The 18595-nt window shown below is 59.7% G+C and carries 15 protein-coding genes and 1 pseudogene; 11 read left to right on the top strand and 5 right to left on the bottom strand.

Features of this window, described 5'->3' with window-relative positions; translation table 11 throughout:
• Positions 1–112 precede the first annotated feature (112 nt).
• The gene (locus AO068_RS05840; protein ID WP_058407882.1) at positions 113–2500 is read right to left on the bottom strand and encodes a penicillin acylase family protein; all 2388 of its coding nucleotides are present in this window, start codon (positions 2498–2500) and stop codon (positions 113–115) included.
• 270 nt (positions 2501–2770) lie between these two features.
• On the opposite strand from AO068_RS05840, the gene AO068_RS05835 reads away from it, so the two are divergent.
• Positions 2771–3712, top strand: a complete 942-nt coding sequence (locus AO068_RS05835) for an alpha/beta hydrolase (protein WP_058407881.1) — start codon at positions 2771–2773, stop codon at positions 3710–3712.
• A gap of 14 nt (positions 3713–3726) precedes the next feature.
• On the opposite strand, the gene AO068_RS05830 is transcribed toward AO068_RS05835, so the two are convergent.
• Complete coding sequence (locus tag AO068_RS05830; RefSeq protein ID WP_002555757.1) at positions 3727–4479, bottom strand: DUF2059 domain-containing protein; 753 nt, start codon at positions 4477–4479, stop codon at positions 3727–3729.
• A 141-nt stretch (positions 4480–4620) separates the two neighbouring features.
• Here AO068_RS05830 and AO068_RS05825 point away from each other — a divergent pair, with 141 nt between their 5' ends.
• Positions 4621–5256, top strand: a complete 636-nt coding sequence (locus AO068_RS05825) for a 2OG-Fe(II) oxygenase (protein ID WP_058407880.1) — start codon at positions 4621–4623, stop codon at positions 5254–5256.
• Between the two features lie 136 nt (positions 5257–5392).
• Positions 5393–5830, top strand: coding sequence for a DUF4399 domain-containing protein (locus tag AO068_RS05820; protein WP_057453652.1), 438 nt, complete (start codon positions 5393–5395; stop codon positions 5828–5830).
• Between the two features lie 184 nt (positions 5831–6014).
• Here the strand turns inward: AO068_RS05820 and serA are convergent, their stop codons facing one another.
• Complete coding sequence (gene serA / locus AO068_RS05815; protein ID WP_002555754.1) at positions 6015–7244, bottom strand: phosphoglycerate dehydrogenase; 1230 nt, start codon at positions 7242–7244, stop codon at positions 6015–6017.
• A gap of 161 nt (positions 7245–7405) precedes the next feature.
• Here serA and AO068_RS05810 point away from each other — a divergent pair, with 161 nt between their 5' ends.
• From AO068_RS05810 to AO068_RS05795, 4 genes are all read left to right on the top strand, one after another.
• Entirely contained in the window at positions 7406–8800 is a 1395-nt protein-coding gene (locus tag AO068_RS05810) for an FAD-binding oxidoreductase (protein ID WP_058407879.1), read from the top strand.
• Between the two features lie 67 nt (positions 8801–8867).
• Positions 8868–9533, top strand: a complete 666-nt coding sequence (locus AO068_RS05805) for a fumarylacetoacetate hydrolase family protein (protein WP_058400082.1) — start codon at positions 8868–8870, stop codon at positions 9531–9533.
• 182 nt (positions 9534–9715) lie between these two features.
• Positions 9716–10648, top strand: coding sequence for an SdiA-regulated domain-containing protein (locus AO068_RS05800; RefSeq protein ID WP_058407878.1), 933 nt, complete (start codon positions 9716–9718; stop codon positions 10646–10648).
• A gap of 110 nt (positions 10649–10758) precedes the next feature.
• Positions 10759–11664 (top strand): SdiA-regulated domain-containing protein, encoded by a 906-nt coding sequence (locus AO068_RS05795; protein WP_058407877.1) that lies wholly within the window; start codon positions 10759–10761, stop codon positions 11662–11664.
• 45 nt (positions 11665–11709) lie between these two features.
• Here AO068_RS05795 and rpiA read toward each other — a convergent pair whose 3' ends face one another.
• A complete protein-coding gene (gene rpiA / locus AO068_RS05790; RefSeq protein ID WP_058407876.1) occupies positions 11710–12381 on the bottom strand; it encodes a ribose-5-phosphate isomerase RpiA in 672 nt (223 codons plus the stop codon).
• A 163-nt stretch (positions 12382–12544) separates the two neighbouring features.
• Here rpiA and ilvA point away from each other — a divergent pair.
• Together ilvA and AO068_RS05780 are read left to right on the top strand one after the other, a co-directional pair.
• Positions 12545–14028: pseudogene (ilvA, locus tag AO068_RS05785) on the top strand (threonine ammonia-lyase, biosynthetic).
• Positions 14029–14304: 276 nt separating this feature from the next.
• Positions 14305–14733: a DUF2269 family protein gene (locus AO068_RS05780; RefSeq protein WP_058407875.1), complete on the top strand. Its 429-nt coding sequence runs from the start codon at positions 14305–14307 to the stop codon at positions 14731–14733.
• A gap of 13 nt (positions 14734–14746) precedes the next feature.
• Here the strand turns inward: AO068_RS05780 and AO068_RS05775 are convergent, their stop codons facing one another.
• A complete protein-coding gene (locus tag AO068_RS05775) occupies positions 14747–15403 on the bottom strand; it encodes an HAD family hydrolase (RefSeq protein WP_058407874.1) in 657 nt (218 codons plus the stop codon).
• Between the two features lie 142 nt (positions 15404–15545).
• Here AO068_RS05775 and AO068_RS05770 point away from each other — a divergent pair, with 142 nt between their 5' ends.
• Together AO068_RS05770 and ptsP are read left to right on the top strand one after the other, a co-directional pair.
• On the top strand, positions 15546–16025 hold the full coding sequence (locus tag AO068_RS05770) for an RNA pyrophosphohydrolase (RefSeq protein WP_002555745.1): 480 nt from the start codon (positions 15546–15548) through the stop codon (positions 16023–16025).
• 21 nt (positions 16026–16046) lie between these two features.
• Positions 16047–18326, top strand: coding sequence for a phosphoenolpyruvate--protein phosphotransferase (gene ptsP, locus AO068_RS05765; RefSeq protein ID WP_002555744.1), 2280 nt, complete (start codon positions 16047–16049; stop codon positions 18324–18326).
• Positions 18327–18595: the final 269 nt, after the last annotated feature.

The raw sequence follows: 18595 nt of genomic DNA, 5'->3' as shown, positions 1-18595 counted from the left end.
CGATAGTCAAACCCGGTTGTGCCTGATGTACCGTACGTGAAGGTTTCACTGTCGGTTCCCGACAGTTCGCGAGCAAGCTCGCTCCCACGAGAAGCCACATTTCAGGGGTCGGCTATTCCCCCGGCACTAACCGTAAAACCCCTTCCGTATGCTCTGCCACGTCCTTCTCACTGAAGCGCTGTGGCACGTACTCGCCACTCACAAACGCCTTGGCCTGATCCGAATAATGCTTGTCGAACGGCACGCCGCTCTGGCCTACCGGGTTGATACCCAGGCTATGCGCCGGGTCGGCGAAGTCGATAAGGCGGCGGGTCGAAGGGCCGTAGCCGACGGGCCACGGGGCAGGGCGGATGCTGGATGACAGGTTGTTCGGCACTTCATGGGTGCCCGGCGCTGCATACGGGCCAACGTTGAAGATCATGTCCAGCGGCTTTTGCGACCCCATCGGGTGACCCTGAGTAAGGGTGTGTGCCTTGCCCCACACCCATTCATCCGGGTTGGTGCCATACAGCGACCGCAAGTGCGACACGCTGGCTCGCCAGGCTACCTTGACGGTATTGGCGCGGCTTTCTTCATGGGGTGAATTGCGATTGTTCCACCACGGCGAATCGGCATCGGCGGCCAGACGCGGCAGGGCGGCGTCCAGTACGCGGGTCGACAGCAGCGTTTCGAACATCGTATCGCCCAGTTCGTCGTGGAATGTTTCTTCCGTCAGGTCGAACAGGAACTGGTTGAACAGTGTGGCACCCACCGAATCAACGGGGTAATCGCCTTTCCAGCTGGCCAGCCGCTCCACGAGGGCGAGTTCGTCCGGGTCGCTGACGACGCTGCGCAGTACCGGAATCAACGGTTTGAGAATGCTTGGTGCGTAATCGGTCTGCGTGCCCAATTGCAGCGCCTTGCTGGCTGCCAGGTCCCACTTGATGGTGGAGTCACTCAGTTGCCGGTTCAGTTCCTGGCCGCGCTCGGCCGGGTTGTAATAGCCGGGAATCTGCATTCCGGTCGGCGACAGCGGCTGGAAGTTGGCCGACACGATGTAGCCACGCGCCGGGTTTTCTTCGTGCGGGTTGGCGCTGAACGGGTAAAAGCCGAGCTTATCGGCCTGTGCCGTGCTGCCGTCCAGAATGAAACTGGGGTTGACGCCCTGCGGACGGATCGGCAGTTGCGCGGCCGCCCACCAGCCGATATCGCCTTTGGCGTTGGCCCAGACGATATTGAGGCCCGGCGACTGAATCTTCTCGGCCGCGCTACGCATCTTGTCCAGCGTATCGGCGCGGTTGGTCTCATAGAAACCGTCCAGCACCGGATTGGCGGATGCCAGAAACGACCACCACATCGCGATTGGCGTCTGGCCGGCGTTCTTGCCCATCACATTGTTGACGATCGGTCCGTGCGGCGATTCGAGCAGCGTCAGTGTGACCGGGGCCTGGCCCTTGCCAGTGATTTGCTGCTCGGTGCGTTTCATGTCCACCCATTGCCCGTGGTACCAGACCTGATTGGGGTTATCAGGATTGGTCTTCTCGGCGATCAGGTCCACGTCATCGTTCTGGAACATGGTCAGGCTCCAGCCGAAATCCATGTTGTGGCCCAGAAACGCAAACGGATTGAGCCCCGGGAAGTGCCCGTACAGCTCAAAGCCCGGCGCAGAAAGCTGTGCTTCGTACCACACCGAAGGCACCGAGAAGCGGATGTGCGGGTCGCCCGCCAGTATCGGTTTGCCGCTTTGCGTGCGGCTGCCGGAAATCACCCAGGCGTTGCTGCCCTCGAACTGCGGCAGACCTGCGCCTTCCAGCGCCTTGTGGCTCAGCTGGGCCAGCTGCGCCAGGCCTTTCCAGTCGGCGCTGGCCAATGCCGGTTTAGAACCGAGCATGCCGTCCGGATGCCAGTCCAGATCAAACACTTTCAAATATTGCGGGCCCAGTTGATCGCGCACATACGTCAGCAATGGCTCGGTTCTGAATGCTGCCGCAAAGCTGTACGCCAGATAGCCGCCGATGCTGACGGTGTCTTCGGTAGTGAAGCGCCGCTTGGGAATACCCAGCGCGTCGAACTCCATCGGACGTGCGTGGGTGTCCTGATACTGATTGACGCCGTCGATGTAGGCTTCCAGCGCTTTCCAGGTCGGGGTGTTCTTGTCCTGGCGTGCTACATACGCGTCGGCATGCTCGCGAATGCGCAGCGTGCGAAACAGTTTGTCGGTCTCGACCAGGTTCGGCCCGAGTATTTCCGCCAGTTCGCCACGCGCCAGACGCCGCAGCATTTCCATCTGGAACAGCCGGTCCTGAGCATGGGCATAACCCAGCGCTCGATACAGGTCTGCTTCGTTCTCTGCCCGGATGTGTGGCACGCCACGCTCGTCGTAACGCAGCGTGACAGGTGCCTGAAGATGGCTCATGGCAATCTCGCCATCACGGACCGGTTGTTTGCTATTGACGTACCAGCCCGCGCCGCCTGCAAGGATGGCGATGATGATGGCTAGAATGACGAGGCTGCGTTTCATCCGGTTTCTCTGTGAATGGCGTAGGCGGGAATTAAGACTATCGTTGTGACGCAGTTGATTCGATGAAACCCGATACAAGAGCCCGTTCGAAACGGCTTCAGGGCGAATTCGGGCAGGTGAGCTCGCGAGCATCGCCCAATGTGCAGACAGCAATGTGCACGTTCAATGACAGATGTCTGCGATTACAGCCGCTTAGCTTGCCATGCCGGGGCAGACAGAAGAATATCGTTACACAACTTTACGAGTCATTTGTTGAAATCTGGAAACCACATGTCCGTCACGTTCGACCCCGATAACCTGCGTGCCAGCCTGCTGCCGCTGAGCGTTATTGATCCGCTTTCCATGGAGGGACTGGCTTATCAGCGCTTCTACGGTCTTGCCGGACTGGGCGGCGAAAAAGTCATACGCAGCTGGCTGGGGCGTCTCGATGTCGCGGGCTACGAGGTTGTCGGGCAGGTGTGGATGCCTGACAGCCCGGTCGCCACGCTGTTTCTGTTTCACGGTTTTTACGACCACATGGGGCTATACCGGCACGTCATCGAGTGGGCGCTGGAGCAGGGGTTCGCCGTGATCGCCTGCGACTTGCCGGGCCATGGCCTGTCAAGCGGCAGTCGGGCCTGTATCAATGACTTCGCCGAGTATCAACTCGTGCTGCAACGCCTGCTGCTTGAAGCCGAAGGCCTTGGGCTTCCGCATCCCTGGCACCTGTGCGGACAAAGCATGGGTGGGGCCATCGTGACCGATCACCTGCTTCATCAGGGGCATGACACGCCTGCGCAAGGTGAGGTGATCCTGCTGGCACCGCTGGTCAGGCCAAGGGCATGGGGATGGTCGCGGTTGAGTTATCACCTGCTCAAACCGTTCGTAAACGGCATTGCCCGGCGTTTCACCGAAAACTCCAATGCGCCTGCGTTCCTGCCCTTTCTCCTGGCGGACCCTTTGCAGCCGCGTCGCCTGCCCACTGCCTGGGTCGGCGCGTTGTCGCAATGGATCGTGCGTATTGAGCGCGCGCCGCGCAGCCTGCGCAGCCCGTTGATCATTCAAGGTGACGCAGACATGACGGTCGACTGGTCTCACAACCTCACGGTTCTGAAAGGCAAGTTCAGCCAGCCACAAATCCTGATGCTGGGGCACGCCCGGCATCATCTGGCCAATGAATCGCCGGAGTTACGGGCAAGGTACTTTGATTTTCTGGAAGGGCGTTTGCGCTAAGCCGTCGGTACCGATCAGGGGTTCAGGCTCGACGCACTCTGCCCGACGGCCAGACCGGCGCGAATCGCGGCAAGAGCGGCCTGGTAATAGGCTTTGCCTTCCGGAGACTCGGCGAAGGTCGAGAATTCTTCGAGCTCAGGGTCCGACAGGTCGCGATAGACGTACAGCAGCGTGTTGTTCAGGTCGGCGCTGATCTGCGCCATCAGGCGTTCGCGCTGGCCTTCGAGCATGCCTTGCGCCTGACCGCCGCCCAACAGGCCGGGAATCATCTGGCTCAGGCTGTCGGCGGCAACGCCTGCGATGGCCAGGCTGACTTCCGCCCCGGCCTGTCTGGCTGGCAGCGCCTGGGCCAGGTGGCCAATCAGCAACTGACGCGTGGCATCCGCTTCGATATGTGGCAGCCCTTGCGCGTGCTTGGCCAACTGGTCGGCGCGGGTGGCGGTCAGCTCGGCGTTGACGATCTTGCGACCCAGCGGCGACTGAAAAAATTGCAGCGACGGTGTGGGGTCCTTGAGGCTTTCACGCAGGCGCCTGGACGCGCGCTGATCCATGGCCTGGGGGGAAAAACGCTGATTGCTGTTATTGACCAGCGCTTGATAAACCGCAGGCGGCAGGTTGTTGCTGTAGCGCTGTTGGGCAGCCTTGAGAGCATCGTTGAAATGCGCGCGCTGTTCCGGCCAGCCTGCGGCCTTGTACAACTGATCGTAGCTGTCTGCCCAGGCAGGGGAGGTGCAGAACATCAACAGCAAAACAAACAAACGACGCATTGGGGACTCCTGTCGGCAGGCCGCTATTCTCCGGGTGTTAGCGTGGATTTGTCGAGTTATGAGTGCCGCCAGCGAGTGAAATCTCACGCGTGTGATACCACATGTATACGCCTCTGTCGGATTTCATGGCTTATCGATACTATGCACGCCATGCGCATACCCTCTGACCACCCACTGCTGTTGCGAATCGTCGACGACCTGGCCGCCAACGGCTGGTCGCAGCAGAATATTTTCCTGCCCGAAGCTCTGACTCTTGAACTTGAGCAAGAGTGCCGAAAACGTGCTGCCGAAGGCGAGCTCGAGCCTGCCGCTATTGGCAAGGGTACAGCGCAGGAAATACGCGAAGGCATTCGTGGTGACCGCATTCAGTGGCTTGAAGCGGGGCAGGTGCAGTGTTGCGACAGCTATCTGGAATTGATGGAAAGCCTGCGTCAGGCGCTCAATCGCGGCCTTTTTCTGGGGCTGGAGGACTACGAAAGTCATTTTGCGCTGTATCCACCGGGTGCCCGCTACCTCAGGCATGTGGATCGCTTTCGCGATGATGACAAGCGCATGGTGTCGGCGGTGCTCTACCTCAACAATGCCTGGCTGCCCGAGCATGGCGGCCAGTTGCGCATGTATCTCAAGGACGATGTAGCTTACGACGTCCAGCCTACAGGCGGTTGCCTGGTGGTTTTTCTGTCCGGTGATATTCCCCACGAAGTCATGCCTGCCAGCCGTGATCGACTGTCACTGACAGGCTGGTTCAGGCGCCGCAGCAATGAGTTGTTCCAGTGACCTGTAGCCCGTTCATGAAAACTGTTTCATCAATGCAGTGAGCCATTGAGCCCGGCTGCGGTCTATCGTGAGCACTCCTGAGCCGACGGATTTGTTGTGTGAGGGTCGACTTACATCAACTGTAATCGGAGCAATCATGAAATCCTTATTTTCTGGAACGATGGTCGCGGGCCTGTTGCTCAGCGCATCCATGCTGGTCAGCGCCGCCGATATGCCACGCACTGCATCCCCTGAAGGCGCCGAGGTGTACATCATCTCGCCCAAGGACGGTGAAACCGTCACCTCACCGTTCACGGTGCAATTCGGCCTCAAGGGCATGGGTGTCGCGCCTGCGGGTGTCGATGTTCCCGAGACCGGTCACCATCACCTGCTGATCGACGTGAAGGACCAGCCGTCGATGAATGCGCCGCTGCCGGTCAGTGACAACATCCGCCACTTCGGCAAGGGCCAGACCGAAACCGAAATCAACCTGCCGCCTGGTCAGCACACATTGCAATTGCTGATGGGCGACAAAGGCCACATGCCGCTGAACCCGTCGGTCGAGTCGAAGAAGATCACGATCAATGTGAAGTAGGGCTGTCAGTGCTTGTGTGACGCCAAGCGTCACGAACGGCACTCCCACGCTGGAGCCTGGAAGAACACTTATCGTGCCCATGCTCCGCGTGGGCATGCAGTTCTGGACGCTCTGCGTCCGATCTTGAGGGGGCTTGTAGCGGAAGGCGCGCCCATGCAGAGCATGGGCACGCTGATCAGGGCGATCAGAACAGAACGCGGCTGCGGATGGTGCCTTTGATCTGTTGCAGCTTGGCTTGTGCCAAATCCGAGTACTCGGCGTCGACGTCGATGACCACGTAACCGACTTTCTCGTTGGTCTGCAGGAACTGACCGGAGATGTTGATGCCGTTCTCGGCGAAGACCTTGTTGATCTCGCTGAGCACGCCCGGGATGTTCTCGTGGATGTGCAGCAGGCGATGCTTGCCAGGGTGAGCAGGCAAGGCCACTTCCGGGAAGTTGACCGACGACACCGAGGTACCGTTGTCGCTGTACTTGACCAGCTTTTCTGCGACTTCCAGACCGATGTTGGCCTGCGCTTCGGCAGTGGAACCACCGATGTGCGGGGTCAGGATCACGTTGTCCAGGCCACGCAGCGGGCTTTCGAAGATGTCGTCGTTCGAGCGTGGCTCGACCGGGAACACGTCGATTGCAGCGCCGATCAGGTGCTTGTCCTTGATCGCGTCGGCCAGGGCGTCCAGCTCAACGACTGTGCCGCGAGCCGCGTTGATCAGGATGCTGCCCTTTTTCATCGCGCGAATTTCTTTTTCGCCGATCATCCACTGGGTTTCCGAGGTTTCCGGCACGTGCAGGGTAACGATATCGGACATGCCCAGCAGCTCGTTCAGGCTGGACACCTGAGTCGCGTTGCCCAGTGGCAGCTTGGTCAGCGTGTCGTAGAAGTACACCTGCATGCCCAGGCCTTCGGCCAGCACCGACAGTTGCGTACCGATCGAGCCATAGCCAATGATGCCGAGTTTCTTGCCACGGATTTCGAAAGAGTTAGCCGCGCTTTTGATCCAGCCGCCACGGTGGCAGGAAGCGTTCTTCTCGGGGATACCGCGCAGCAGCAGGATGGCTTCGGCCAGTACCAGTTCGGCGACCGAACGGGTGTTGGAGTAGGGCGCATTGAACACTGCAATACCACGCTCACGCGCTGCATTGAGGTCAACCTGGTTGGTGCCGATGCAGAAGCAGCCGACGGCAACCAGTTTCTTGGCGCAATCGAACAGCTCTTCAGTCAACTGAGTGCGGGAGCGGATACCGATGAAGTGTGCGTCGGCGATCTTTTCTTTCAGTTCGGCTTCCGGCAGAGACTTGGTGTGGTACTCGATGCTGGTGTAGCCGGCTGCCTTGAGGACGTCGACAGCGGACTGATGGACGCCTTCGAGAAGAAGGAACTTGATCTTGCTCTTGTCGAGGGAAGTCTTGCTCATCTGCGTAAACCTGTGTCCCGAAGAAAATTGGCAGGGGGTGCCCGGTTCGGCTCTGGGCACGACTCACGGGGGGCGTATGCTAGCATATGAGCCCCGCGAAACCTCATCCCGTAACGTGAACCGTTCTCAGGATGCCCATGAATTGTTCGAGAGTTGAGTCCATGACTGATCGCGCTTTGATTGATGAGCTGCAGACCCTGGTTGACACCGGCAAGGTGCTGACCGATGCCGATTCTCTGCAGACTTACGGCAAGGACTGGACCAAACAATTCATCCCCGCGCCACTGGCTATCGTGTTTCCCAAAACCACCGAACAAGTGCAGGCGATCGTGCGCTGGGCCAATGATCGGCTCGTGGCGCTGGTGCCTTCGGGTGGACGAACCGGGCTTTCGGCGGCCGCGGTGGCTGCCAACGGTGAAGTGGTCGTCTCGTTCGATTACATGAATCAGGTGCTGGAGCTGAATCTGATCGACCGCACGGCAGTCTGCCAGCCCGGTGTGATCACTCGCCAGTTGCAGGCCCTGGCTGAAGAAAGCGGCCTTTATTACCCGGTCGACTTTGCCTCTTCGGGCTCCAGCCAGATCGGCGGCAATATCGGCACCAATGCCGGCGGGATAAAGGTCATTCGCTACGGTATGACCCGCAACTGGGTCGCGGGCCTGAAAGTGGTCACTGGCAAGGGTGATCTGCTGGAGCTGAACAAGGACCTGATCAAGAACGCCACCGGCTATGACCTGCGACAACTGTTCATCGGTGCCGAGGGCACGCTGGGTTTTGTTGTCGAAGCCACCATGCGCCTTGATCGTGCGCCGAAGAACCTCACCGCGATGGTGCTGGGCACCTCTGACTTCAACTCGATCATGCCGGTGCTGCATGCCTTTCACGGCAAGCTCGACCTGACGGCGTTCGAGTTCTTCTCCGACAAATCCTTCGCCCGCGTCATGGCGCGCGGTGACGTACCGTCGCCCTTCGACACGCCATGCCCGTTCTATGTATTGCTGGAGTTCGAGGCGACCACCGAAGACCTGGCCGATCAGGCGCTGGCGACCTTTGAGCATTGCGTGGAGCAGGACTGGGTGCTGGACGGGGTGATGAGCCAGAGCGAACAGCAGTTGCGCAACCTGTGGAAGCTGCGCGAATACATATCCGAAACCATCTCGCACTTCACCCCGTACAAGAACGACATCTCGGTCACTGTCTCGAAAGTGCCGGAATTTCTGGCTGAAATCGATGCCATCGTCGCCAAGTACTATCCTGACTTCGAAGTGCTCTGGTACGGCCACATCGGCGACGGCAACCTGCACCTGAACATCCTCAAGCCCGAAAGCCTCGACAAGGACGAGTTCTTCGTCAAATGTGCGCAGGTCAACAAATGGGTATTTGAGACCGTGGAAAAGTACAACGGCTCGATTTCCGCCGAGCACGGGGTCGGGATGACCAAGCGCGACTATTTGACGTACAGTCGCTCGCCGGTCGAAATCGAATACATGAAAGCGTTGAAAGCGGTGTTCGACCCCAATGGCATCATGAATCCGGGGAAAATATTCGCCGTTTGATGCCTGTCGTATGGTGCATCGCCACGCTAAAACAGCCACGCCACACTTATCAGCCTCAGGAGACGTCATGAGCTACCAGCACAAATATGTCGATGGCACCAACATCCACTTCCCGCTGGGCAAGGTGGTTTGCATCGGCCGTAACTATGCCGAGCACGCCAAGGAGCTGGGCAACCCGGTGCCTACCGAACCATTGCTGTTCATGAAGCCCGGCAGCGCAGTGGTTGCGCTGGAAGACAGTTTCACTATTCCGGCAGACCGCGGCTCGGTGCATTACGAAGCAGAGATCGTTGTCCTGATCGGCAAGCCCTTGAGCAAGAATCCGTCCCGTGAAGAAGTGCTCGACGCGATCAGCGGCTTTGCGCCCGGTCTGGACCTGACCCTGCGTGATGTCCAGTCGCGTCTGCGTGAGAAAGGCCTGCCGTGGGAGCTGGCCAAGTGCTTTGATGGCGCTGCAGTGATCCCGCCTTTCGTTCCGGCTGGCACCTTTACTGACCTGACAGATATAGGCATTCGTCTGACCATCAACGGCAAAGTGGTGCAGGACGGCAACAGCAGCCTGATGCTCAACCCGATTGTGCCGATGATCCAGCACATGGCAGCCAACTTCTCGTTGCAGGCCGGTGACCTGATCATGACCGGCACGCCTGCTGGCGTGGGGCCATTTGAGGCCGGTGACGAAATCGTCCTGGAGCTGGTTGGGCAGGCGCCGTTCAGCAGCGTCGTTCGCTAACTGCGCAGCCGCTTGATGCAGTACCCAAAGCCACACGAGGTCATTCTCGGGTGGCTTTTGTTTATCCGGTGGTTGATAGTTCGGTCGATTTTGCGTTTTTTTCACACCTGCTCTGGATAATCCCGCCGACCCGTGCGGGCACCCATGTCGTCATGAAGTCTCATCTGCTCAGGAATACTTGAATGGCCCTTCCTGCCTCAACGCCCCCTCGCGCAAAAAAACGCTTCGCCTTCATACGCACACTGCGTTGGTATTCGTGGCTGCTGCTGGCTGTCGTGCTGGGCTATGGCCTGTCTCACATCATGCATTGGGATGATCGCGGGCTGCTTTGGCTCAAGGAACGGTTCGAGAGCAACGAAGAGCGCAGCGCAAGTATCTGGCTGCCGGACTATCACGTAGATATCGATGCCAAGGCGCTGCCGGGCATGGAAAAGGACGAGGCTTCTGATCTGTCCTACAGCCCGGTCACCAAAACGCTGTTTGCGGTCATGGGCAAGAATGCATTTCTGGTGGAGTTGACGCTCACGGGCGATGTATTGCGCAAGATTCCGCTGGTGGGCTGGAGCAATCCCGAGGGGGTTGCCGTCATGAATGACGGGTTGATCGCGATTACCGATGAGCGTCAGCACAAGCTGACCGTCGTCAAGGTGACGGCCGATACCAGCACCCTGAACATCGCGGATTTCCCCCAGTACGAACTGGGCAAGTCTGCAAACCAGAACAAGGGTTTCGAAGGCATTGCCTGGGACCCGCGTCGCCAGCAGTTGCTGCTCGGTGAAGAACGTCCACCGGCGCTGTTCACCTGGCAAAGTAACGGCAGTGATGTGCTCAAAGGCGACAAGCAGAAACTCCCGAACCGCTCTCTGGACATGCGCAACCTTTCCTCGCTGAGCATCGACCCGCGTACCGGCCACATGCTGGCGCTCTCTGCCGATTCGCATCTGTTGCTGGAAGTCGACGAACAGGGCGAGCAGGTGAGCTTCATGACCCTGCTGGGCGGTATGAATGGCTTGAAGAATACGATTCCACGCGCAGAAGGTGTTGCGCTGGATGAAGCCGGGACGTTGTACATGGTCAGCGAACCGAACCTGTTCTATTCGTTTCGCAAGCACTGAGCCAGGACGGCAGCCACATAGCTGATAATCAAATAGCACTGCGCCATTAAGTTTGCTTTCAGAATGGCGTGGTATCAATGCCGCCCGCTCAACCTGTCCGAGTCACCTCAATGCGTCGTTCTACCCGCTCTTTACTCCTGCTTCTGGCCCTTGTTCCGTTGGCGATGCTGTTCATGCTCGCCAATGAGCGATACCGCTACGTGGAGCGCGTGCTGTTCGACTGGCAAGTTTTCTGGCAGTCCGACTCGCTCCATTCCATCGGGCTCGATCAGTATCGTGTCGTGACAGAAGAAAAGGTGATCGAGGGGCTTGAGGATGATGTTTCCGGCCTCAGCTACGACCCGGACCGCAAGAGCCTGTTCACGGTGACCAACCAGAACCCCGAACTGGTCGAACTGAGCCTGGATGGCAAGGTGTTGCGGCGCATTCCGCTGGTTGGTTTCGGCGATGCCGAAGCTGTCGAATACATCAGCCCCGGCGTTTACGTCATCAGCGACGAGCGTCAACTGCGGCTGATTCAGATTCATGTGGATGACAGCACAAAAAGCCTGAACGCCGCCGATGCCGAGCAACTGACGCTGGGGATAAGTACCAGCGGCAATAAAGGCTATGAAGGGCTGGCCTATGATTCGGTCGGCAGGCGCCTGTTTGTCGCCAGAGAGCGTGACCCGGTGCAGATCATTGAAGTGCGTGGTTTTCCAAAGACCGATCTTCAGGCCCCCGGCAACCTGCAGGTCATTGCCAACAGCAAGCGCGATGGCCGACTTTCGGTTCGTGATCTTTCCAGCCTGCAATTCGATGAGATCAGCGGCCACCTGCTGGCCTTGTCCGATGAGTCGAAGCGGATTCTCGAACTTGACACCAGTGGTCACCCGATTGGCAGCAGCTCACTGGCAAAAGGGGCGATGGGCCTGAGCAAGGGCGTGCCGCAGGCTGAAGGGATGGCCATGGACGCAGAGGGAACGCTGTATCTGGTGAGCGAGCCGAACCTGTTCTACGTGTTCCGCAAGCCTTGAGCCTGTAAAGCACATGCCCACCTTGCGTGGGCATGACCGGTTTTATCAGCGCTTCAGGGTCTTCACGCCTTCAGCAGTACCGAGCAGCAGCAGATCAGCCGGGCGAGCGGCGAACAGGCCATTGGTGACCACGCCGACAATGGCGTTGATGTTCGCTTCCAGCTCCACCGGGTTGGTGATGCTCATGTTGTGCACGTCGATGATGATATTGCCGTTGTCGGTCAGAACGCCCTCGCGATAGACCGGGTCGCCGCCCAGTTTGACCAGTTGGCGAGCTACGTGGCTGCGCGCCATCGGAATAACCTCGACCGGTAGCGGAAATGCGCCCAGCACCGGCACCAGCTTGCTGCCATCGGCGATACAGATGAAGGTCTTGGCCACGGCCGCGACGATTTTCTCGCGAGTCAGTGCCGCGCCGCCGCCCTTGATCAGGTTCAGGTGCTCGTCGCTTTCGTCGGCACCATCGACATAGAACTCCAGATCGCTGACCGTGTTCAGCTCATACACCGGAATGCCATGGCCCTTGAGGCGCGCGGCGGTAGCTTCCGAGCTGGCGACTGCGCCATCGAATGCCGCCTTGTGTTTAGCCAGCGCATCAATAAAGCAATTGGCCGTGGAGCCGGTGCCGACGCCCACAATGCTTTTGTCATCGAGCTTCGGAAGGATGAAGTCGACAGCTGCCTGGGCGACTGCCTGTTTGAGTTGATCCTGGGTCATGCGGGCTCCACGGTGCCTGATGTAGGTAAAAAGAGGGGGTATGTAAAAAAGGCCCGCATTATAGCGGCGACTGCGCTGCAAAGCCCTGTCATTCGTATGGTCGTCTTTCGGCACGCAGGGTAGACTTCCCGACCTTGCCCGCTTCGTCAGTGATGCCGCCCCGATGCTTGAACACTACGTCAAGAAAATCCTCACCTCCCGCGTGTACGACGTGGCGGTCGAAACCCCGCTGCACGGCGCTCGCCAGCTGTCCGAGCGGCTGGGAAACCGGGTATTGCTCAAGCGCGAAGACCTCCAGCCGGTGTTCTCCTTCAAGATTCGTGGCGCGTACAACAAGCTGGCGCAATTGACCGCAGAAGAGGCCGCACGCGGCGTGGTCACGGCCTCGGCGGGTAATCACGCGCAGGGCCTGGCGCTGGCCGCGCGTGAACTGGGCATTCTGGCGACCATCGTCATGCCGCGCACCACCCCGGAAATCAAGGTCGAAGGCGTGCGCTCGCGGGGCGCCACGGTGGTGTTGCACGGCGATTCATTCCCGGAAGCGCTGGCCTACTCGCTGAAGCTGGTCGACGAACAGGGCTTCGTCTACATCCACCCGTATGACGACCCCGACACCATCGCCGGTCAAGGCACCGTGGCGATGGAGATTCTTCGTCAGCAGCCGGGGCAGCTGGACGCTATCTTCGTACCGGTCGGTGGCGGCGGTCTGATCGCGGGTATCGCGGCATACGTCAAATACCTGCGCCCGGAGATCAAGGTCATCGGTGTAGAGCCGGACGACTCCAACTGCCTGCAAGCGGCAATGGCCGCCGGGGAGCGCGTGGTGCTGAGCCAGGTCGGGCTGTTTGCCGATGGAGTGGCGGTGGCGCAGATCGGCCATCACACCTTTGAAGTGTGCCGTCATTATGTCGATGAAGTGATCACCGTCAGCACCGATGAAATATGTGCGGCGATCAAGGACATCTACGACGACACCCGTTCGATCACCGAGCCCTCCGGCGCGCTGGGCGTGGCCGGGATCAAGAAATACGTCGAGCAGCGCGGCGTCAGCGGCCAGACGCTGGTGGCGATTGATTCAGGGGCCAACGTCAACTTCGACCGTTTGCGTCACGTTGCCGAGCGCGCCGAGCTGGGCGAAGGCCGCGAAGCGATCATCGCCGTGACCATTCCCGAGCAGCCGGGCAGCTTCAAGGCATTCTGCGAAGCCATCGGCAAGCGCCAGATCACTGAATTCAACTACCGCTACCACACCGACCGTGAAGCGCACATCTTCGTCGGCGTGCAGACCCATCCCGAGAACGACCCGCGCAGCGCGCTGATCGCCAGCCTGACCGGGCAGGGTTTTCCGGTGCTGGACCTAGCCACATGGTCGGCGGGCATGCCGAGCGCGTCGACGATGAAGTGGTGCTGCGTTTCGAATTCCCGGAGCGACCGGGCGCGCTGTTCAACTTCCTCAACCGTCTGGGCGGCCGCTGGACCATATCGATGTTCCACTACCGCAACCACGGCGCTGCTGACGGCCGGGTGGTTGCCGGGCTGGTGGTGCCGGAGGAAGAGCGGCATCTGGTGGGCGCAGCGCTGGACGAGATTGGTTACCCGTATTGGGACGAGAGCGAGAACCCGGCGTACAGGCTGTTTTTGGGCTGAGGCCTTAGATACTCCCGTTCCTCACGCTCCGCGTCACAAGAGGACGCAGAGCGTCCCGAACGGCATGCGACGCAGAGCGTCGCACGATAGCGGTAACGTTATCCCTGACGACCCTCGTTCCTCACGCTCCAGCGTGGGTATGCAGCTCACGACGCTCTGCGTCGCAAGAGGACGCGGAGCGTCCAGATCGGCATGCCCACGCTAGCTCTTAAGGCGCGGCCCTTGTGTCCGCGCTGCTAAACTCACCCAAGCCCGATTCCAGAGGAACACCGCGTCATGGAACCCATCACCACCCTCAATACCTTGCACATCGTCGCCATTGCGCTGTTGTTGATCAGCGCGCTGGTGTTGGCCAGCGGGGTGGTCAAGGTGCGTCTTGAAGGCGACACGACCATTCAGAATCGCCTGCTCAAGCGGCCTTTGCTGTTTTTCTGGGTCCTTATGGCCGTGTGCCTGGCGACACTGCCATTCAGCGGCTGGTGGCTGGTGCATTTGAAAGGGTTGTCACTGGGCCAGACCTGGGTGCTGGGCAGCAGCGTGCTTTACACCCTGGGGCTGTGCAGTTGGAGCTGGCTGGTGGTCAGGCTCAACCGGTTGCGCCTCGGTGCCAGGGGCGGCAAGCGAGGTTTTACCCTGGCGCTGACTGTGATCAGCGTCGTGTGCTTTGTGGCGATGGCCGGTCTGATGGGCTTCAAGCCGGCCTGAGTATTGCCGACACTCAGTTACGCAGGGTGATAACCGGCCAGCCGCGTCGCTCGGCTTCGGCACGCAATTTATCGTCCGGATCGACCGCAACCGGGTTGGCCACTTGCTCCAGCAGCGGCAGGTCGTTCATCGAGTCGCTGTAGAAGTAGCTGTCCTTGAGGCTGAACGCGTTATCTTCCAGCCACTGATTGAGGCGTGTCACCTTGCCCTCGCGGAAGCACGGAACGCCCGTAGTACGGCCTGTGTAACGTCCATCAACCATCTCGCATTCAGTTGCCAACAGTGTATCGATGCCCAGGCGCGCCACAATCGGCGCGGTCACAAAGCGATTGGTAGCGGTGATGACCACCAGCTTGTCGCCTGCGTCGCGGTGTTTGGCGATCAATTCCAGCGCCTTGGGCAGCATGATCGGCTCGATGCAGTCGCGCATGAAGTCGCGGTGCCATTCTTCCAGTTGCGCCATATCAGTGTTGCCCAGAATCTCCAGGGTAAAATTCAGGTAGTCGGTCATGTTCAGCGTGCCGGCCAGGTAATCCTGATAGAACTCGTCGTTGCGGGTCTTGTAGGTTGCGGCATCTAGGATCCCGCGTCGGCACAGATAATCGCCCCAGGCATGGTCGCTGTCGCCGCCCAGAAGCGTGTTGTCGAGGTCGAATAAAGCCAGACGCATAGGGTTACTCGCTGAAATAGTTGAAAAAAGAGTCCCAGAATACGAGGTTTTCACAAGTCTTCACATAAGGTGATAAGCCTCGTTGCTGGTTTGATCGCCTTTGTGGAACAATGCGGCGACATGCGTTTGCGAGGTTGTTGCCGTGATCGACCCCGATGGTTTCCGTCCTAATGTCGGGATTATTCTGACAAACGATGCTGGTCAGGTCCTATGGGCTCGGCGTATTAACCAGGATGCCTGGCAGTTTCCTCAGGGTGGAATCAACCCGCAGGAGACGCCGGAAGACGCGCTTTATCGTGAATTGAATGAAGAAGTCGGGCTGGAACGACATGATGTGCAAATACTTGCCTGTACTCGGGGCTGGTTGCGCTATCGTCTGCCGCAACGCCTGGTTCGTACGCACAGCCAGCCGCTGTGTATCGGCCAGAAGCAAAAATGGTTTCTCCTGCGCCTGATCTCCAATGAGCAGCGGGTGCGGATGGATTTGACCGGTAAACCGGAGTTCGATGGCTGGCGCTGGGTCAGTTATTGGTACCCGTTAGGCCAGGTGGTGACATTCAAGCGCGAGGTGTATCGACGCGCACTCAAAGAGCTTGCCCCGCGCCTGTTATCGCGCGACTGACACGGAGTTCGACCCCGAGCCATGCTCAATACGCTGCGCAAGATCGTCCAGGAAGTTAACTCCGCCAAGGATCTCAAGGCGGCGTTGGGCATTATTGTGTTACGCGTCAAGGAGGCCATGGGCAGCCAGGTCTGCTCGGTCTATCTGCTCGATGCCGAGGTCAACCGCTTTGTGCTGATGGCCTCTGAAGGCCTCAACAAGCGCTCCATCGGTAAAGTCAGCATGGCGCCGAATGAAGGCCTTGTCGGTCTGGTCGGCACGCGTGAAGAACCGCTGAACCTCGAAAACGCCGCAGATCACCCTCGTTATCGCTATTTTGCCGAGACCGGTGAAGAGCGTTACGCCTCGTTCCTGGGCGCGCCGATCATCCACCACCGTCGCGTGGTGGGGGTGTTGGTGATCCAGCAAAAGGAGCGTCGCCAGTTCGACGAGGGCGAAGAAGCCTTCCTCGTGACCATGAGCGCGCAACTGGCGGGCGTTATTGCCCATGCCGAAGCCACCGGCTCGATCCGCGGTCTGGGTCGTCAGGGCAAGGGCATTCAGGAAGCCAAGTTTGTCGGTGTGGCCGGTTCGCCGGGTGCTGCGGTCGGTGTCGCGGTGGTCATGCTGCCGCCTGCCGATCTGGAGGTGGTGCCGGACAAGACCGTCACTGACATCGCCGCCGAGCTGGCTTTGTTCCAGAACGCTCTGGAAGGCGTGCGCAATGACATGCGCACCCTGTCAGCCAAGCTCGCCACCCAGCTGCGCCCCGAAGAGCGCGCGCTGTTCGATGTTTATCTGATGATGCTCGATGACGCCTCGCTGGGCAGCGAAGTGACCGATGTCATCAAGACTGGCCAGTGGGCGCAGGGTGCCTTGCGCTCGGTGGTCAGCGAGCACGTCAAACGCTTCGAACTGATGGACGATGCCTACCTGCGCGAGCGGGCCTCGGACGTCAAGGACCTGGGCCGTCGCCTGCTGGCTTACCTTCAGGAAGCGCGGCAGCAGGCACTGGTCTACCCCGACAACACGATTCTGGTCAGTGAAGAATTGACCCCGGCCATGCTGGGCGAGGTGCCGGAAGGCAAGCTGGTCGGCCTTGTATCGGTTCAGGGTTCCGGCAACTCCCACGTTGCGATCCTGGCGCGGGCCATGGGCATTCCCACGGTCATGGGGCTGGTGGACTTCCCTTACTCCAAGGTCGACGGCATCGATCTGGTGGTCGACGGTTATCACGGCGAAGTCTTCACCAACCCCAGCGAAATCATGCGCAAGCAGTTCGGCAAGGTGGTCGAGGAGGAGCGCCAGCTTTCCCAGGGTCTGGATGCCCTGCGTGAACTGCCTTGCGTGACCCTGGACGGCCATCGCATGCCGCTGTGGGTCAATACCGGCCTGCTGGCCGATGTCGCTCGCGCCCAGCAGCGCGGTGCCGAAGGGGTGGGGCTGTACCGTACCGAAGTGCCATTCATGATCAACCAGCGTTTTCCGAGTGAAAAGGAACAGCTGGCGATCTACCGCGAGCAACTGGCCGCCTTCCATCCACTGCCAGTGACCATGCGCAGCCTGGACATCGGCGGCGACAAGTCGCTGTCCTACTTCCCGATCAAGGAAGACAACCCGTTCCTCGGCTGGCGCGGTATTCGCGTCACCCTCGATCACCCGGAAATCTTCCTTGTCCAGACCCGCGCCATGCTCAAGGCCAGCGAGGGCCTGAACAACCTGCGCATTCTGTTGCCGATGATTTCCAGCACCCACGAAGTGGAAGAAGCGCTGCACCTGATCCACCGGGCGTGGGGCGAGGTGCGCGACGAAGGCACCGACGTGCCGATGCCGCCTGTGGGCGTGATGATCGAAGTGCCTGCGGCGGTCTACCAGACCCGCGATCTGGCGCGTCAGGTGGACTTCCTCTCGGTAGGCTCCAACGACCTGACCCAATACCTGCTGGCGGTCGACCGCAACAACCCGCGTGTGGCCGATCTTTATGATTACCTGCACCCGGCCGTGCTCCAGGCCCTGCAAAGCGTGGTGCGTGATGCACATGCCGAGGGCAAGCCGGTGAGCATCTGCGGCGAAATGGCCGGCGACCCGGCTGCAGCTGTGCTGCTGATGGCGATGGGCTTTGACAGCTTGTCGATGAACGCCACCAACCTGCCGAAAGTGAAGTGGATGCTGCGTCAGATCAACCTCAGCAAGGCCAAGGAGCTGCTTGCGCAGTTGATGACCAACGACAACCCGCAAGTCATCAGCAGCTCCCTGCAACTGGCGCTGAAAAACCTCGGCCTGTCGCGCATGATCAACCCGAGCTCGGTCAAAGGGCACTAAGCGCCACGATAGTTATAGAAACTATCGTTCCTCACGCTCCAGCGTAGGAATGCCGTGGGTGACGCTCCGCGTCACGAATCTGCGCCGCACCGCCCGCNCGGACGCAGAGCGTCCAGAACTGCATGCGACGCAGAGCGCCGCACGATAGTGAGGTGATCGTTCCTCACGCTCCAGCGTAGGAATGCCGCAGGTGACGCTCCGCGTCACAACTCTGCGCCGCGCCGCCCGCTCAAGACCGGACGCAGAGCGTCCAGAACTGCATGCGACGC

This window comes from Pseudomonas sp. ICMP 3272, from assembly GCF_001466905.1.
Classification (GTDB): domain Bacteria; phylum Pseudomonadota; class Gammaproteobacteria; order Pseudomonadales; family Pseudomonadaceae; genus Aquipseudomonas; species Aquipseudomonas amygdali.
This window is presented reverse-complemented; position numbering and strand designations above follow the sequence as displayed.

Coding starts and splice junctions, on each gene's coding strand:
- AO068_RS05835 (WP_058407881.1), top strand. CDS start 2,771: ATGTCCGTCACGTTCGACCCCGATAACCTGCGTGCCAGCCTGCTGCCG.
- rpiA (WP_058407876.1), bottom strand. CDS start 12,381: ATGACCCAGGATCAACTCAAACAGGCAGTCGCCCAGGCAGCTGTCGAC.
- AO068_RS05810 (WP_058407879.1), top strand. CDS start 7,406: ATGACTGATCGCGCTTTGATTGATGAGCTGCAGACCCTGGTTGACACC.
- AO068_RS05800 (WP_058407878.1), top strand. CDS start 9,716: ATGGCCCTTCCTGCCTCAACGCCCCCTCGCGCAAAAAAACGCTTCGCC.
- AO068_RS05825 (WP_058407880.1), top strand. CDS start 4,621: ATGCACGCCATGCGCATACCCTCTGACCACCCACTGCTGTTGCGAATC.
- AO068_RS05830 (WP_002555757.1), bottom strand. CDS start 4,479: ATGCGTCGTTTGTTTGTTTTGCTGTTGATGTTCTGCACCTCCCCTGCC.
- ptsP (WP_002555744.1), top strand. CDS start 16,047: ATGCTCAATACGCTGCGCAAGATCGTCCAGGAAGTTAACTCCGCCAAG.
- serA (WP_002555754.1), bottom strand. CDS start 7,244: ATGAGCAAGACTTCCCTCGACAAGAGCAAGATCAAGTTCCTTCTTCTC.
- AO068_RS05805 (WP_058400082.1), top strand. CDS start 8,868: ATGAGCTACCAGCACAAATATGTCGATGGCACCAACATCCACTTCCCG.
- AO068_RS05780 (WP_058407875.1), top strand. CDS start 14,305: ATGGAACCCATCACCACCCTCAATACCTTGCACATCGTCGCCATTGCG.
- AO068_RS05795 (WP_058407877.1), top strand. CDS start 10,759: ATGCGTCGTTCTACCCGCTCTTTACTCCTGCTTCTGGCCCTTGTTCCG.
- AO068_RS05840 (WP_058407882.1), bottom strand. CDS start 2,500: ATGAAACGCAGCCTCGTCATTCTAGCCATCATCATCGCCATCCTTGCA.
- AO068_RS05820 (WP_057453652.1), top strand. CDS start 5,393: ATGAAATCCTTATTTTCTGGAACGATGGTCGCGGGCCTGTTGCTCAGC.
- AO068_RS05775 (WP_058407874.1), bottom strand. CDS start 15,403: ATGCGTCTGGCTTTATTCGACCTCGACAACACGCTTCTGGGCGGCGAC.